16 protein-coding genes are annotated in these 15361 nt (G+C 63.0%); 9 read left to right on the plus strand and 7 right to left on the minus strand.

Annotated features, from left to right (window positions below; all coding sequences use genetic code 11):
* The first annotated feature begins 13 nt into the window (after positions 1-13).
* The 8 genes from BP38_RS20480 to BP38_RS0112210 all read left to right on the plus strand — a co-directional run bounded on the left by BP38_RS20480 (position 14) and on the right by BP38_RS0112210 (position 7282).
* Positions 14-1570, plus strand: a complete 1557-nt coding sequence (locus tag BP38_RS20480) for an acyl-CoA synthetase (RefSeq protein WP_035725074.1) — start codon at positions 14-16, stop codon at positions 1568-1570.
* Positions 1567-1986: a MaoC/PaaZ C-terminal domain-containing protein gene (locus BP38_RS0112180; RefSeq protein WP_051609313.1), complete on the plus strand. Its 420-nt coding sequence runs from the start codon at positions 1567-1569 to the stop codon at positions 1984-1986. Before BP38_RS20480 ends, BP38_RS0112180 begins: the two co-directional genes overlap by 4 nt.
* On the plus strand, positions 1983-2372 hold the full coding sequence (locus BP38_RS20485) for a hotdog family protein (protein WP_035725077.1): 390 nt from the start codon (positions 1983-1985) through the stop codon (positions 2370-2372). Before BP38_RS0112180 ends, BP38_RS20485 begins: the two co-directional genes overlap by 4 nt.
* A gap of 35 nt (positions 2373-2407) precedes the next feature.
* A complete protein-coding gene (locus BP38_RS0112190) occupies positions 2408-3610 on the plus strand; it encodes a substrate-binding domain-containing protein (protein WP_026987954.1) in 1203 nt (400 codons plus the stop codon).
* Between the two features lie 71 nt (positions 3611-3681).
* The gene (locus tag BP38_RS0112195) at positions 3682-4455 is read left to right on the plus strand and encodes an ABC transporter ATP-binding protein (protein ID WP_035725079.1); all 774 of its coding nucleotides are present in this window, start codon (positions 3682-3684) and stop codon (positions 4453-4455) included.
* Complete coding sequence (locus tag BP38_RS0112200) at positions 4448-5173, plus strand: ABC transporter ATP-binding protein (RefSeq protein WP_026987956.1); 726 nt, start codon at positions 4448-4450, stop codon at positions 5171-5173. Before BP38_RS0112195 ends, BP38_RS0112200 begins: the two co-directional genes overlap by 8 nt.
* Positions 5170-6204 carry a branched-chain amino acid ABC transporter permease gene (locus BP38_RS0112205; RefSeq protein WP_081816637.1) on the plus strand — a complete coding sequence of 345 codons (1035 nt, stop codon included), beginning with the start codon at positions 5170-5172 and terminating at the stop codon, positions 6202-6204. The genes BP38_RS0112200 and BP38_RS0112205 overlap by 4 nt, the downstream gene beginning before the upstream one ends.
* Positions 6205-6223: 19 nt before the next feature.
* A complete protein-coding gene (locus tag BP38_RS0112210) occupies positions 6224-7282 on the plus strand; it encodes a branched-chain amino acid ABC transporter permease (protein ID WP_026987958.1) in 1059 nt (352 codons plus the stop codon).
* Between the two features lie 26 nt (positions 7283-7308).
* Here the strand turns inward: BP38_RS0112210 and BP38_RS0112215 are convergent, their stop codons facing one another.
* The 6 genes from BP38_RS0112215 to BP38_RS20495 all read right to left on the minus strand — a co-directional run bounded on the left by BP38_RS0112215 (position 7309) and on the right by BP38_RS20495 (position 12409).
* Positions 7309-8763, minus strand: coding sequence for a catalase (locus BP38_RS0112215; protein WP_026987959.1), 1455 nt, complete (start codon positions 8761-8763; stop codon positions 7309-7311).
* A 260-nt stretch (positions 8764-9023) separates the two neighbouring features.
* Entirely contained in the window at positions 9024-9500 is a 477-nt protein-coding gene (locus BP38_RS0112220) for a nucleoside deaminase (protein WP_026987960.1), read from the minus strand.
* 69 nt (positions 9501-9569) lie between these two features.
* Positions 9570-10139 (minus strand): PAS domain-containing protein, encoded by a 570-nt coding sequence (locus tag BP38_RS0112225; protein WP_026987961.1) that lies wholly within the window; start codon positions 10137-10139, stop codon positions 9570-9572.
* Between the two features lie 143 nt (positions 10140-10282).
* Positions 10283-11524, minus strand: coding sequence for a MerC family mercury resistance protein (locus tag BP38_RS20490; protein ID WP_081816639.1), 1242 nt, complete (start codon positions 11522-11524; stop codon positions 10283-10285).
* 40 nt (positions 11525-11564) lie between these two features.
* Positions 11565-11798: a zf-HC2 domain-containing protein gene (locus tag BP38_RS0112235; RefSeq protein WP_026987962.1), complete on the minus strand. Its 234-nt coding sequence runs from the start codon at positions 11796-11798 to the stop codon at positions 11565-11567.
* Positions 11795-12409, minus strand: coding sequence for a sigma-70 family RNA polymerase sigma factor (locus BP38_RS20495; RefSeq protein WP_211250302.1), 615 nt, complete (start codon positions 12407-12409; stop codon positions 11795-11797). Before BP38_RS20495 ends, BP38_RS0112235 begins: the two co-directional genes overlap by 4 nt.
* A gap of 234 nt (positions 12410-12643) precedes the next feature.
* On the opposite strand from BP38_RS20495, the gene BP38_RS23140 reads away from it, so the two are divergent.
* Entirely contained in the window at positions 12644-13645 is a 1002-nt protein-coding gene (locus tag BP38_RS23140; protein WP_026987963.1) for a helix-turn-helix domain-containing protein, read from the plus strand.
* Between the two features lie 91 nt (positions 13646-13736).
* Here BP38_RS23140 and BP38_RS0112250 read toward each other — a convergent pair whose 3' ends face one another.
* The gene (locus BP38_RS0112250) at positions 13737-15269 is read right to left on the minus strand and encodes a malonate--CoA ligase (RefSeq protein WP_026987964.1); all 1533 of its coding nucleotides are present in this window, start codon (positions 15267-15269) and stop codon (positions 13737-13739) included.
* Between the last annotated feature and the right edge of the window lie 92 nt (positions 15270-15361).

Below are 15361 nucleotides of genomic sequence, written 5' to 3' on the forward strand. Positions count from 1 at the left end.
AGGAGGAGGCAGGATGTTCCAGGTCTTCGATTTCGCCGCCAAGCGCGCAAGTCTCTCGCCGGACAAGACGGCCATGCACGAGGTCGCAACCGGCCGAAGCGTGACCTATCGCGAGCTCAACGATCGGGCCGAGCGCTTCGCCGCGGCCCTGCGCCGGCGCGGCATCGAGCCCGCCGAGCGTGTCGCCATCCTCTGTCACAACTGCATCGCCTTCTTCGAGATCCTCTTCGGCTGCGGCAAGGCCGGCGTCATCCTGACACCGCTCAACTGGCGCCAGACCGCAAGCGAACTGACACCGGTGGTCGAGGACTGCACGCCCCGCATCCTGCTGCACGACGCGGCCACGGCCGAACTCGCCGGCAAGCTGGCCACGGGGCGCGACCTGTCGCTGGTCCCGCTGGAGGAAACGCAGGGCACGGAAAGCTATGAGGACCTGATCGCCGCCGAAGAAACGCCGAGCTGGCCGCCGCGCGTCGAGGAGCGCGATCCCGACGCCGCCTGGTACATGCTCTATACCTCCGGCACGACCGGCACGCCCAAGGCGGTGATCCAGACCTTCGGCATGGCGCTCGCCAACTACATCAACATCGCACAGCCGACCCATCTCACCGGCGCCGACACCACGCCCTGCTACCTGCCGCTGTTCCACACGGCCGGCATCAACCTGCACACCCTGCCCACGCTGATCTGCGGCGGCTCCGTCAAGGTGCTGCCCGGTTTCGACGCCGACCGGCTGCTCGACCTGATCGGCGGCGGCGAACTGACGGCGCTGCTCGCCGTGCCGGCGGTCTATCAGGCGCTCAGCCTGCATGAGCGCTTCGCGGAGGTCGACCTGACCCGGGTGCGCAGTTGGAGCGCCGGCGGTGCACCACTGCCGGATCACGTGCTGCAGACCTACGCCGTGCGCGGCGCCTACATCCAGCAGGGCTGCGGCATGACGGAAACCGGACCGACGACCTTCCTGATGGATGCCGAGAACGTGACCCACAAGCCCGGCTCCGTGGGCAAGCCGCAGCTGCTGGTGGAAGCCCGGATCGTCGATCACGAGGGCCGGGACGTCGCCGACGGCGAGGCGGGAGAGCTGCTGCTGCGCGGGCCCAACATCACGCCCGGCTACTGGAACCGGCCCGAGATCACGGAGAAGACCATCGTCGATGGCTGGCTGCACACCGGCGACGTGGCGCGCCGGGATGACGAGGGCTATTTCTACCTCGTCGACCGCATCAAGGACATGTACATCTCCGGCGGCGAAAACGTCTATCCGGCCGAGGTCGAGGCGATGATGCTGACCCATCCCCAGCTGCTCGAGGTGGCCGTGGTCGGCGTTCCGGACGAGCGCTGGGGCGAGATCGGCCACGCCTATCTCCGGCCACGACCCGGCGAGGAAATCGACCTGGACTCCATTGCCGCCTATTGCCGCGAGCATCTCGCCGGCTACCGCATTCCCAAGCGCTTCTTCGTTGTCGAGGACTTCCCGCGCACGCCGGCGGGCAAGGTGCAGAAGCACGTGCTGCGCGCGCGTTCCCACAGCGAGGAGGAACCGTCCGCCAGGGCAGGAGGAGCGCAATGAGGACGCACAGCGAGCAGCCCGCCGTCGGCACGATCTTCTCGTCCGATCGCCAGTTCACCCAAGCTGAATTCGACCGCTTCGCCACAATCAGTGGCGACGACAATCCCATCCATGTCGATCCCGCCTTCGCAGCGGAGACCCGCTTCGGGCGTACGGTCGCCCACGGCATGCTGCTCTATGCGGCACTGCGCGGGCTGGTCGCCACTCATTTCCCCGGGACGCGGCAGACGACGCAGAACCTGATGTTCCCGGCCCCGACCTTTGCGGGTGAGATCGTACGCTTGGAAGTGGAGGTTCTCGACTATCCCTCGGACCGGGAGTGCCGCCTCGCCACACGGATCCTCCGCACGGCGGACGGGACGCTGACCCTGGACGGCGAAACGCGCATTTCGCTCGGTGAGGAGACACTGCCATGAAGACCGGCGACTCCGCCAGCACCACCCGCACCTTTGATGCCAAGGCCATCGCCGGTTACGAGGCACTCAGCGGAGCGCCGAATACAGGACATGGCGTGCCGGAGCCGCTGATTGGCGGGCTGTTTTCCTATCTGCTGGGCGCCGAGCTACCCGGATATGGCACGAACTACCTGAAACAGACACTGGACTTCGTCGGCACCGCAGAGGTGGGCGCACCGCTGACGGCGAGCGTCACCATCACGCGCATCCGGCCGGAGAAGAATCTCGTGGACCTGGCCACCCTCTGCCGCGACGGCGAGAGCCGCACGATCTGCGAAGGGCGGGCCCTGGTGCTGGTGAAGGATGTCGGTTACCGCGTTTCGGGTGCAGCGGCAAAGAGAGAATAAAAATGATAACCACAATCATGGAAAGGGAGAAACCAATGCGGAGATTGCTATCGACCCTGGCGGCCGCGACGGCCGCCGCGGGACTCCTGGCCGGCGGCAGTGCGCTTGCCCAGGATCCCATCAAGATTGCCCATGTCTATGGCAAGACGGGGGCATACGAGGCCTACGGCGAGCAGTCCCATATCGGATTGATGATGGGCCTGGAGTACGCCACGGAGGGCACCATGGAGATCGACGGCCGGCCCATCGAGGTGATCGAGAAGGACACCCAGTTGAAGCCGGATATCGGCAAGACCATGCTGGCCGAAGCCTATGGAGACGACGAGGTCACCCTGGCGGTGGGGGCGGTCTCATCCGGCGTCGCGCTTGCCATGCTGCCGGTCGCCCAGGAGTACGAGAAGATCCTGCTGGTCGAGCCGGCGGTCGCCGATTCCATCACCGGCGAGGCGTGGAACCGCTATATCTTCCGGACCGGTCGCAACTCCTCGCAGGACGCCATTGCCAACGCGGTCGCTCTCGGCAAGGACGGCAACTGCATCGCCACACTGGCCCAGGACTACGCCTTCGGCCGTGACGGCGTCGCCGCCTTCAAGGAGGCGCTCGCCGACACGGACGCGCGCCTGGTCTTCGAGGAGTACGCCCCGCAGGATGCGACGGACTTCACCGCCCACGCTCAGCGTCTGTTCGACGAACTGAACGCGGCGGAGAACTGCGAACGCAAGATCATCTGGGTGGTCTGGGCCGGCAGCGGCAACCCGCTGGGCAAGATCAAGGCCCTGGCACCGGAGCGCTTCGACATCGAGCTCGCCTCGGGCGGCAACATCCTGGCCGCCATGGCGGCGTACAAGGAGCTGCCGGGCATGGAAGGTGCCACCTACTACTACTATGAGATCCCCGAGAACGAGATGAACGACTGGTTCGTCGAAGAGCACTTCGAGCGCCACAACGAACCGCCGGACTTCTTCACTGCCGGCGGCATGTCGGCGGGCGTCGCCATCGTCGAAGCCTTGCGCCGGGCCGAGAGCACCGAGACCGAGGACCTGATCGCCACCATGGAAGGCATGGAGTTCATGACGCCCAAGGGCACCATGCGCTTCCGCGAGGAGGATCATCAGGCCCTGCAGGCGATGTACCACTTCAAGATCCGGGTCGAGGAGGACGTCGATTGGGGTATCCCCGAGCTTGTCCGCACACTCGAGATCGAAGACATGGACATCCCCATCCGCAACGATCGGTAAGATCCGATCTTAACCTGGCGGGGCACGCTACGCTGTGCCCCGCCAGTTCCGTCCCTCAAAGAGCCAAGCCAATGCCCGCATCCAGCCACCCTGTGCTCGAGACCGAGAACCTGACGATCCGCTTCGGCGGCCACGTCGCCGTGGATTCTGTCTCCTGCCGCTACGAGAGCGGCAGCCTGACCGCCATCGTCGGGCCCAACGGCGCGGGCAAGACCACCTACTTCAACATGATTTCCGGTCAGCTCAAGGCGAGCGCCGGCCAGGTCCGCCTGTTCGGCGAGGACATCACCGGCCTGAGCGCGCCAGCACGCACCCACCGCGGCATCGGGCGCGCCTTCCAGTTGACCAACCTCTTTCCCAACCTGACCGTGCTGGAGAACGTGCGCCTGGCAATCCAGAGCCGGCGCGGCCTCGGCCTCAACCTCCTGACACGCGCGAGCGCTCTCGGCAGCCTGATCGAGGAGGCCGAGATCCTGCTGGACCGCACAAACCTGATCGAGCGCGCCGGCGAAACGGCCGCAGCACTGCCGCACGGCGGCCAGCGCCGCCTCGAGGTCGCTGTGCTTGTGGCACTCGAGCCCGAGGTGCTGATGTTCGACGAACCCACCGCGGGTATGAGCGCCGACGAGGTGCCGGTCATTCTCGACCTGATCCGCGAGATCAAGGGCGATCGCACCAAGACCGTCCTGCTGGTCGAGCACAAGATGGACGTGGTGCGCTCGCTGGCCGACCGGATCATCGTGCTGCACAACGGTGCCCTGGTCGCCGACGGCCCGCCCGAGGAGGTGATCGCCTCGCCCATTGTCCAGGAAGCCTATCTCGGCGTCAGGAGCGGCCATGCCTGAACCATTGCTGCGTCTCGAGGGCGTCCACACCCACATTGGCCAGTACCATATTCTGCAGGGCGTCGACCTGGATGTACCCGCCGGAGGCCTGACCATGCTGCTGGGCCGCAATGGTGCCGGCAAGACCACCACCCTGCGCAGCATCATGGGCCTCTGGAATCCATCTCAGGGGCGGGTCGTCTTCGACGGCACCGAAATCGGTGGCATGGGAACGGCGGACATCGCCCGCCTGGGCCTTGCATACGTTCCGGAGAACATGGGTCTCTTCGGAAACCTGACGGTCCAGGAAAACATGGTCCTGGCGGCCCGGAAGGGCCCCATGGACAATGCGCGGCTGGACTGGATCTTCGAGCTTTTTCCGGCGCTCAAGAAATTCTGGCGGCTGCCGGCAGGAAATCTCTCCGGTGGCCAGAAACAGATGCTCGCGATTGCCCGGGCGATCAGCGAGCCACGCCGCCTGCTGTTGATCGACGAACCGACCAAGGGGCTCGCCCCCTCGATCGTCGAGGCCCTGATCGAGGCCTTTCTCGACCTCAAGCGCAGCGAAACCACCATTCTGCTTGTCGAACAGAACTTCCGCATGGCCTGCGCTGTCGGCGACAGCGTGGCTGTGATGGATGACGGACAGATCGTCCATACCGGCGCCATGTCCGAACTGGCCGAAAACGAGGCCCTGCAGCAACGCCTTCTCGGCCTCAGCCTGGATACCCACCAATGACCGATCAGACCGCCAGCCAGACCGAAACCGCTGCCCCACGGGCGCCGCTCTCCGAACGGTTCGGAAAGTGGGTGCCCTATCTCCTCGTCCCGGTCTTCCTGATCCTGGGCTACCTCCTGATCGGCAGCGGCCCAACCTGGGCGACCCTGACCCTGGCCGGGCTTGCCATGGGGATGATGATCTTCGTCATGGCCTCGGGCCTGACCCTGGTCTTCGGCCTGATGGACATTCTCAACTTCGGCCACGGCGCCTTCATCTCCATCGGCGCCTTCGTCGGCGCCACGGTCCTTTTATCTGCAGGGGGGTGGACAGGCGCGGACTCCGTGCTGCTCAATCTGGGCGCAGTGCTCCCGGCCATGCTGGCGGCCATGATGGTCGCAGGAGGTCTTGGCTACGTCTTTGAGCGGGTCATCGTGCGCCCTGTCTACGGCGCTCACCTGAAGCAGATTCTGGTGACCATGGGCGGCCTGATCGTTGCCGAGGAACTGATTCGCCTCATCTGGGGGCCCGATGCCATTCCGTTGCCGCGCCCGGAAGCGTTCACAGGCGCCTGGATCTTCGGCATGGTGGCGATCGAGAAGTACCGCGTCTACTCCGTGATTCTCGGCCTCATCATCTTCCTGGCCCTGCTCTGGGTGCTGGGACGCACCCGGACCGGTCTGCTGATTCGCGCCGGGGTCGAGAACGGCGAGATGGTCGAGGCGCTGGGCTATCGCATCCGCCTGATCTTCATCCTGGTGTTCGTCGCCGGGTCGGCGCTTGCCGGCCTGGGCGGCGTGATGTGGGGCCTCTACGAGCAGATCATCACCGCCCAGATGGGCCTCGACGTCCTGGTGCTGGTCTTCATCGTCGTCATCATAGGCGGCCTCGGCTCGGTGCACGGCTGTTTCATCGGCGCGCTGCTGGTCGGGCTGTTGGCCAACTACACCGGCTATCTGATGCCCAAGCTGGCGCTCGGCTCCAACATCCTGTTGATGGTGGCGGTGCTGATGTGGCGGCCGCAGGGCCTGTTGCCGATCAACAAGCAATGAGCGCGGGAGGATCAAGGACATGCTGAACGCTCTGCTCTCCGGCGACCTGCCGCGCAGCCGCGGCCTGACGCTCATTCTGCTGGCGATCCTGGTGGGTCTCGCCTTCGCCCCCTTCCTTTTTCCCGGCACGCGCTCGCTCAACACCGCCGCGACCATCTGCGTCTTCATCGTCCTGGTGGCGAGCTACGACCTGCTGCTTGGCTATACCGGCGTGGTCTCTTTCGCGCACACCATGTTCTACGGCATCGGCGCCTATGGCGTCGCCATCATGCTCGAGCTCTGGCCGGCGAGTTGGGGCGGCATACTGCTCGGCAGCCTGGCAGGACTGGCGGTGTCGATTGCCCTTGCCTTCGTCATCGCGCTCTTCTCACTCCGTGTAAGAGCAATCTTCTTCGCCATGGTGACCCTGGCGGTTTCCAGCGCCTTCATGATCCTCGCCTCGCAGCTCTCCGGACTGACCGGCGGCGAGGACGGCCTCAGCTACCGGGTGCCGCGCGAGCTCGGCCCCGCCTTCAAGCTGATCGACACGGAGATTCTCGGCGTCAAGGTCGATGGGCGCCTGCTCAATTACTACCTGGTGTTCCTCGCCTCCGCCGGGCTCGTCCTGCTGCTGTTGCGCTTCGTCAACGCGCCCTTCGGCCGCGTCCTGCAGGCGATCCGCGAGAACACCTTCCGCGCCGAGGCGATCGGTTATCGCACGGTGATCTACCGCACCATCGCGGTCTGTCTCTCGGCCGGTGTGGCTTCGCTGGCCGGCTCGCTGATGGCGATCTGGCTGAAGTACACCGGTCCCGACACCACGCTCAGCCTGACCATCATGATCGATATCCTGCTGATGCTGGTGATCGGCGGCATGGGCTCCATCTACGGCGCCGTACTGGGCGCCACGCTCTTCATCCTGGCCCGCAACTACCTGCAGAACCTGATGGACATCGGCGCCTCGGCTCTTGGCGACTTGCCCCTGCTTCCAGCTCTCATCGACCCCGACCGCTGGCTGCTCTGGCTGGGCGTGCTGTTCATCCTCAGCGTCTACTTCTTCCCCAGCGGCATCGTCGGGCGCCTGCGCGCGGGCCGATAGGACAGTCGACCCGCGCGCCAGGGCGGTCAGCCGCCCTTCACACCCTTGGCAATGCGGTTGCCTATGTCCGGGTCGATGTTGCGCCAGTACTCGAAGGCACGCTCCAGCACCGGCTCGGACACGCCGTCCTTCAGGTGCCCCACGACGTTCGAGACCAGGCGGTCGCGCGCGGCATCGTCCATGACCTCACGCACCAGCGTACCGGCCTGGCCAAAATCGTCGTCGTCCTTGCGCTTGCTGTAAGGTGCGCGCACGAACTCTCCGCTAGCCTGCCAGGTTGCATCCTCGGGATAGCGTTCGGGATCGGCCGCCGGGCCGCCCTTCGAGTTCGGCGCATAGACGGGGTCTGACACGTTCTCAACCCGCATCGCTCCATCCTTGCTGTAGCTGTGGACAGGCGCCTTGGGGCGGTTCACCGGTATCTGCTTGTAGTTGACCCCCATGCGGGCGCGGTGCGCATCGGCATAGGAGAAGAGACGTCCCAGCAGCATCTTGTCCGGGCTCGGCCCGATGCCCGGCACCAGGTTGTTCGGCTCGAAGGCCGCCTGCTCGATCTCGGTGTGATAGTCGGTGGGATTGCGGTCTAGCGTCAGCCGTCCCACCTCGATCAGCGGATAGTCCGCATGCGGCCAGACCTTGGTCAGGTCGAAGGGATTGAAGCGATAGCTATCGGCTTCGTGGAAGGGCATGATCTGCATGTAGAGCGTCCAGCTGGGATACTCCTTGCGCTGGATCGCATTATAGAGGTCGCGCTGGTGATAGTCGCCATCCTCACCGGCCAGACGATCGGCCTCCTCCTGGGGCAGGAAGTCGATGCCCTGGTCAGTCTTGAAGTGATACTTCACCCAGAACTTCTCGCCCTTTGCGTTGACCCACATGTAAGTGTGGCTCGAATAGCCGTTCATGTTGCGCCAAGTCTTGGGAATGCCGCGATCACCCATCAGCCAGGCCACCTGGTGTGCGGACTCGGGCGAGAGGGTCCAGAAGTCCCACTGCATGTCATGGTCGCGCAGGTTGGTGTCCGCCCGGCGCTTCTGCGAACGGATGAAGTGCTGGAACTTCAAGGGGTCGCGCAAAAAGAAGACCGGCGTGTTGTTGCCGACCATGTCGTAGTTGCCTTCGCTGGTATAGAACTTCAGCGAGAAGCCGCGCGGATCGCGCCAGGTATCGGGGCTGCCGCGCTCGCCGGCAACCGTCGAGAAGCGGATCAGTGTCTCGGTCTTGGTGCCCGGCTGGAACACTGCGGCCTTGGTGTACTTGCTGACGTCCTGGGTCACCTCGAAGTGGCCGAAGGCGCCGCCGCCCTTGGCATGTGGCTGGCGTTCCGGAATCCGCTCCCGATTGAAATTCGCCATCTGCTCGATGAGATAGTGATCCTGCAAGAGGATCGGGCCATCCGGCCCAATCGTCAGCGAATGCTCATCGCTGGAAACAGGAATCCCCGCATCCGTTGTCGTCGGCTTTCGGTCCTTGCCCGCCATGTTTCTCTCCCTGGTTCAAGGTTTGCATTGAATGAATTTCTCTAACTAGAACGTGGGCTTGCAACGTCCAGAGTTAAAGCACGTATACACCTTAGACCACAGTTTAGACCCTTTCTGAAGAAAAGGGCAATGCGCGCAGACCCCGAATCAGGCCGTAACCACTACGTCATCGGTGGTAAGAAAGTCCACTTATCCCCTGCATATAAAGCGTCCAGCGTCATTAAGGGATCAGTCCTCATGGCGTTCGCCAGCCAAGAGTGTCAGGATTGGTGCCGCTTCTGTTGCAAGCTGCGAACCTGCTCAGCCAAATCGGGCACTGGGCCCTCGACCTCCAGCCCGGGAACCACCTCCTGGATCGGCAATGCCCGGACAGGCGCAGGCGGCACCTGCATCTCCGCCATCCATGACCTGAGTTGCCGAGACGAACTGGCATAAACGATCCGTCCCAGGCCAACCCAACCATGCGCCGCTGCACACATGGGACAATGCTCACCTGAGGTATAGACCGTCGCGCCTGCTCGTTCTTCAGGTGTCATGTTGACAGCCGCCCAGCGCGCCAGGGCGAATTCCGGATGGCGCGTCTGGTCCCCGGAGACCACGCGATTGTGATCCTCAGCCAGAACCTCACCTTCGGCAGAGACAAGCACCGAGCCGAAGGGCTCGTCCCCGGCCTCAAGCGCAACTGTCGCAAGATCAATACAGCGCTTCAGGTGCGCATGGTCAGTTGCATCAATCATTCCACCTCCTGCATAGCGCCGTCTGTCCCTCGATCCTGTCAGCGACAGTGCCGCGGCAATGCGATCCGCTCAAGAGGATGGGACTTCGCGCTTGTAAACGGGAATGTCCGGTATTCCGTTGCCCAAGTCCACGGTTTCAACGGCAATCACCTCATCGTGCCATTCACGGTCGCGCGGCACCGGAAAAGTGGCTTGGAGATGCTGCTTGGGGCCCTTTTCGCTCACAAGGGCAATCACCTGGTCGCGCCCGCGTCTCGTATCACGTAGCGGCAAGGCAATGAAGCGCGTGGTTATGCGGCTGCCGTCTGCATGGATCTCTTCCGTCGTGAAGACCAGGCCCGTCGGATGGAACAGCATATTGTGCATATTCCGCCCAAGGTAAGCGCGTGCTGGAGCGTCGACCAGGGCCAGGTAATCTTCCCCCTTCGGGTTCTCTCCCAAACGCGCCTGCTCGTTCGCGCCCGAAAGACGAAAGATCAGCTTGTCCTGCTCCTCGAATTCCAGCAAGTGAACCCGGGCGACGAGGCCGCGCAAGGACATGGGGTCAAAGCGCTCGCGTGTGGGCACGCCCTGCCCCGTGCGCGCCCCTTTCCAGAGGCCGATTAAATGGCGATATTCCTCTTCGAGCGCCTGAAGCATTCCACCCCGTCTCAAGCAGCTGGCTCTTGGTCCATATTGGATCACCATACACATGAACTTTGCTCCTTGAAGCCCAAATGCCAGGATCGGTGACAACAAGCGGAGAAAAGCCCGCTATCTTGAGAATCTGGAGGGTCGCTTCATCAAGCCCTGGACTGGCGCAACCGCCTGCGGGGCTCCGGAACGCACTCGGCAAGGTAGACCTGATAGAGATCCCATCCGATTGCACCGACAAGTATAATGAAGCCCAGGGCCTCGATCAGGGGGTCATAGCTGACAAACAGCACATAGCCGACAAGGGCAGCCCCAGTTCCCGATACCAGCAAGGGCCAGGGCCGGCCATGGCGGGGCAAGTTCACGGCCGTGGCAACAACGGCAAGGACTGTAGCGGCAAAGATTGCGACAGCCCAGAGCCCCTCGGGAAGGGTCAGGCCAAGCCCCAAGAGCGAGGCCAGCCCCAAGAGAGCCACGAGGCCATAGCAGGCGAGTATGGCGGTCGCTGCGGCCACGGCACCCCACAGGCCGCGCGCACCGACACGAGCCAGCCGCTTCGGGTGTAGGCGGCTGGTGAGGCGGTCAAGGCGCCCAGGCGACACGGCATGTGCGGGCCGTCGCATCGCGATATCGATGGAACGTGCACCCAGGCCGGCCGCAATGCGGCGCGTGTCCGCGCTGGGGCTTTCTGAAAAATAGTCGAATTCGCGCAGTTCGACGATGTCCGTGAAGCCAGCTTCCCGGAACAGGGCCAGGTAGTCCTCCTTGACCGAGGCGCCAACCACGCATTCCGCCCATAACTCGGGATCGCTCCGTCCCCCCAGCGGCACGGGCCTGTCGATGACAATATCCGACAGCTGCATCCGGCCCTCGGGCTTGAGCACGCGGAAGATCTCGGCCAGGACCGTGCGCTTTGCAGGGATCAGGTTCAGGACGCCATTGCTGGTGACAACGTCGACGGAATTGTCGGGCAGGGGGATATGCTCGGCATCGGCCTCGATAGGTTCTACATTGTCGATACCGGCTTCAGACAGCGTCGCTCGCAAACGGCCAAGCATCTCCGGCGTGATGTCGAGGGACCAGACCTTGCCGCTGTCACCGACCAGGGAACTGGCGATCAGGCTGTCGCATCCGGCGCCAGAGCCGATATCGAGCACCCGGTCACCCTCCTGGATTACGCTGGCGCGAAAAGGATATCCCACGCCGACGAAGCGCTCGACCGCGTGCTGCGGCAGACGGTCCAGGGTGTCTTCGGGATAGCCCACCGCCCGCGCGGCCGTACGGCCGACAGGAAAGTGAAAATGCTGTCGCGGATCGCGCGCCACATCTCCATACATCGCCTGCACGGCAGCCGTGACCTTATCCTTGGAAAATCCCAGGATAGCAACCATTCAAGCCCCCTCGGACAAGTCCTGCCTCACGTCTCTCGCCTCAATACCGCTCCATGATAGCATGAACGCGCTGTCGCAGAGACTCCGGCGCTCTGGCCTTGCCTGTCTCGCGAACCCTGGCCCGCAGTCTCCGCTCGAATTCGGCCCGGGAAAAACAGGCCCGGCAGGTTTCCATATGTTGTGCCAGGGCATCTTCCGTTTCGCGGTCGAGCTCACGATCAAGGTACTCCAGCAGCTTGTCGATGACCTCTTCGCAGCGCAGATCCTGTGTCATCCGGCGGTCCCTTTCGCTTCGCCCTTAAGAAGTCCGGCTTCACGGGCCTGATGCCACAGCGCACTCTGCAGCAGGCTGCGACCACGACTAATCCGGGAACGTACCGTTCCCACCGGAACATCGAGCATCTCCGCCGTCTCCGCATAGCTGAGCCCCCACAGCTCAACCATGACGACGGCAAGCCGAAATTCTTCCGGCAGTGCATCCAAGGCATTTTCGATATCCGCACGCAAGAGCTTGTCGAGAAGCTCCTGCTCGGGCGTGCCCCACCACAGGAGGAACGGCTGGTGCAGTTTCTCGAACAGGGAGAACTCTCCCTCCCTGTCCGCCCCCACTTCACACGGGCGGGTTTTCTGCCGCCGGCAATCACTGATGAAGCCATTGATCAGGATGCGAAAGACCCATTTCTCGAAGGCCTGGCGGTCCTGTAATCCGGAAAGTCTGTTCCAGGCCTTGGCCAGACTGTCGGCCACCAGATCCTCGGCGTCGCTGCGATTGCCCGTCAGGCGCAGCGCCGTACCGTAAAGGCGATCCATCAGGCGCTCCACCTCAGCCTGGAAGAAGGCCCGGGCTGATTGCCGCCATATCTCATTTCCCTTGTCGCCAGTCATGTATCATGACCTTCCAGGCCGAGCCCAAAGAACCGGCATGCTTGGATACTACCCAGCTTAAGGATAGCAGCTGCCCCGAATCCTGTCTTCGCACCCCGCGAAGCGAGGCTTGGCATTCCGGGCAGTCTCACCTGCAAGATTCAGGTCATTACCCCTGAATTCTTGTTTTCGGGAACTTTCCGACAGGCTTTTGCGTCCTTAAGGCTTGAGGGAAAAAAGAACCGGGAGGGATTCATGATGGAGTCAAGAAGCAAGTGCAGCGCAGAAAAGCAGATTGCCTGTCCTCAGCTGATGGACAAGACGGTCGAGCTTCTCAGCGATCACCCGGCGGATCTCAGTATCCGTAGCCGCCGCGTGGCCAACGTCACACTGTCCGAGATTGCCACCCCCCCTGTCATCGTGACTCAGGACTGCCTGTCCGGTGAGGACAGCGAAGCGCAGCACTATCACCTTGTTCTCGTATTCGAGGGCGAGGGCACCTATCACTGGGCGAACGGCAGCCAGCCACAGAAGCCGGGCGATATCGTCCTGCTGGACACCACAATGCCCTCCCAGGTGATCTCGCACACGCCTGCGCGCCTTGTACGCTGGTGTCTTCCCCAGTCACTCGTGCACCCCTTCCTGCCGCTATCGAAAAGCAATCCGCTCCTGCATCTGCCCGCCGGAGACGGCCTGATGGGGATCCTGACCCGCCATATGTGCGAACTGGCGCGCGAGGCTGACAATCTCGACGACTGCATTCAACAGGGTCTGCTCACACATCTCTGCGGTCTTCTGGGCCTGGCCATCGAGGCAAGGGATCGACCGGAACCGAAACGCCACTACAACTATCGCAGCTTTCAGCGTCAGCGGGTTCTGACCTACATCGAAACGCATCTGCGTGATCCGGACCTGACCGTCCGACAGGCCGCAGCCGAGCTGGGGATGTCGTCACGATGGCTTCATGCCTTGCTTGAGGATATGGGCGAAAGTTTCGCAGATCTCGTCGCGCGACGCCGGCTGGAGAACAGCCTGGCACTGCTTGGAGACCCAGGATCCGAACGGCTGTCCATCGCGGAAATCGCCTTTCTCTGCGGCTTCAACGACCTCTCGACCTTCTATCGCCGCTTCGGCAGGCAGTACGGCGTTTCACCCGGTGAGGCACGGCGGACACGCACCAGGACGCCTTTGGCTGCTCAACAGCCAAATCCGATGAAAGCCGGCGGTCTTCCGCACCGTGTCGAGGGCTTTGCATGATCAGAACAGCAAGCTGTTGCTGCGGCGCGCTTCAGGCCAAAGTGTCGGGCACGCCCTTCCTACATAACGGGAAGAGGGCCCTCATTCTCCATCAACCCGAATGGGCCGGCTGGTAGAGTGTGCCATAGGTCTCTCTCAGGGTGTTCTTCTGGACCTTGCCCATGGTGTTGCGGGGCAATTCATCGACGAAGAAGGCCCGCTTAGGCTGCTTGTAGCGTGCAAGCCTGTCCTTGAGGGCGTCCAGCACCTCAGCCTCGTCAAGGTTTGAGCCCGCCTTCCTGACAACGACAGCTGTGACACCTTCCCCGAAATCGGGATGCGGCACACCGATGACTGCGGACTCGACAACCCCCTCCAGCGCGTCGATCTCCGATTCCACTTCCTTGGGATAGACGTTGAAGCCGCCCGATATGATCAGGTCCTTGTCACGTCCCACGATATGGACATAACCATCCGTGTCGATCTTGCCGAGGTCCCCGGTGATGAAGAAGCCGTCCGAACGAAATTCCGAGGCCGTTTTCTCCGGCATCTGCCAATAGCCCTTGAAGACATGGGGACCGCGCACCTCGATGACGCCCACCTCATCCGTCGCAATCGGGGTGCCGGTTTCAAGGTCGACCACGCGCAGCTCGGTGCCCGGCAGGGGAAAACCGACCGTGCCCGGCCGGCGCTCACCCTCATAGGGATTGGACGTTGTCATGTTGATCTCGGTCATGCCGTAGCGCTCGAGAATGGCATGTCCCGTGCGTTCGCTGAATTCACGATGGGTTTCGGCCAACAGCGGGGCCGAACCGGAAATGAACAGGCGCATGCCCTGCGCCACTTCCTTTGTGAAAGCCTCATGGGCGAGCAGGCGCGTGTAGAAGGTCGGCACGCCCATCAATGCGGTGGCCCGCGGCATCAACCGGACCACCGTCTCGGCATCGAACCTGGGCAGGAAGAAAACGCTGCCGCCGGCCATCAGCAGGGTGTTGGTGGCAACGAACAGCCCATGGGTATGGAAGAATGGCAGGGCGTGGATCAGGACATCATCGGCCGTGAAGCGCCAGTAATCGACCAGAATTCCGGCATTGAAGGCGAGATTCTCCTGGGTCAGCATGGCCCCCTTCGACCGCCCCGTCGTGCCCGAAGTATAGAGGATGGCGGCAAGATCATCGCCTGCGCGCTGTACGGTCTCGAAGGCATCACCCTGCCGCGCCATGCGCTCGGCCAGACTGCCTTTTCCGGCTGCATCGAGTGTCTCGACGGAAGCGACCGACTGGGCCTCCGGCAAGCTGGCGATTTCCGTACGCGCCTGTGGATCGCAGACAACGACTGTGGGCTTCGCATCCTCCAGGAAATAGGCCAGCTCGGTGAGTGTATAGCCGGTGTTGAGTGGCAGGTAGACGGCCCCGGCCCGAATCGTGCCCAGATAAAGGAGCAGTGCTTCGGGGGTCTTCTCCACCTGGACTGCGACCCGGTCACCCGGTTTGATACCGAGCTCCACCAGCGCGTTGGCCATGCGTCCAGCCCCGGCCTGCACATCCGCATAGGTCAGGCTTCGCCCTTCGGCTGTTTCCAGGAACAGCTTGTCAGCGTCTGGAACATTGCGGAACAGGCGATTGTAGAGGGTCTCGTCAGTCATTTGCGATCACGTGTGCTTGGTCATGAGAAAGGGACAGGATGGCGCACCGCACGGTGTATCGAGGCGTCCCGATTATCAAGGTTGCGCATGCG

This window comes from Fodinicurvata fenggangensis DSM 21160 (assembly GCF_000686045.1).
Classification (GTDB): Bacteria; Pseudomonadota; Alphaproteobacteria; order Kiloniellales; family DSM-21159; genus Fodinicurvata; species Fodinicurvata fenggangensis.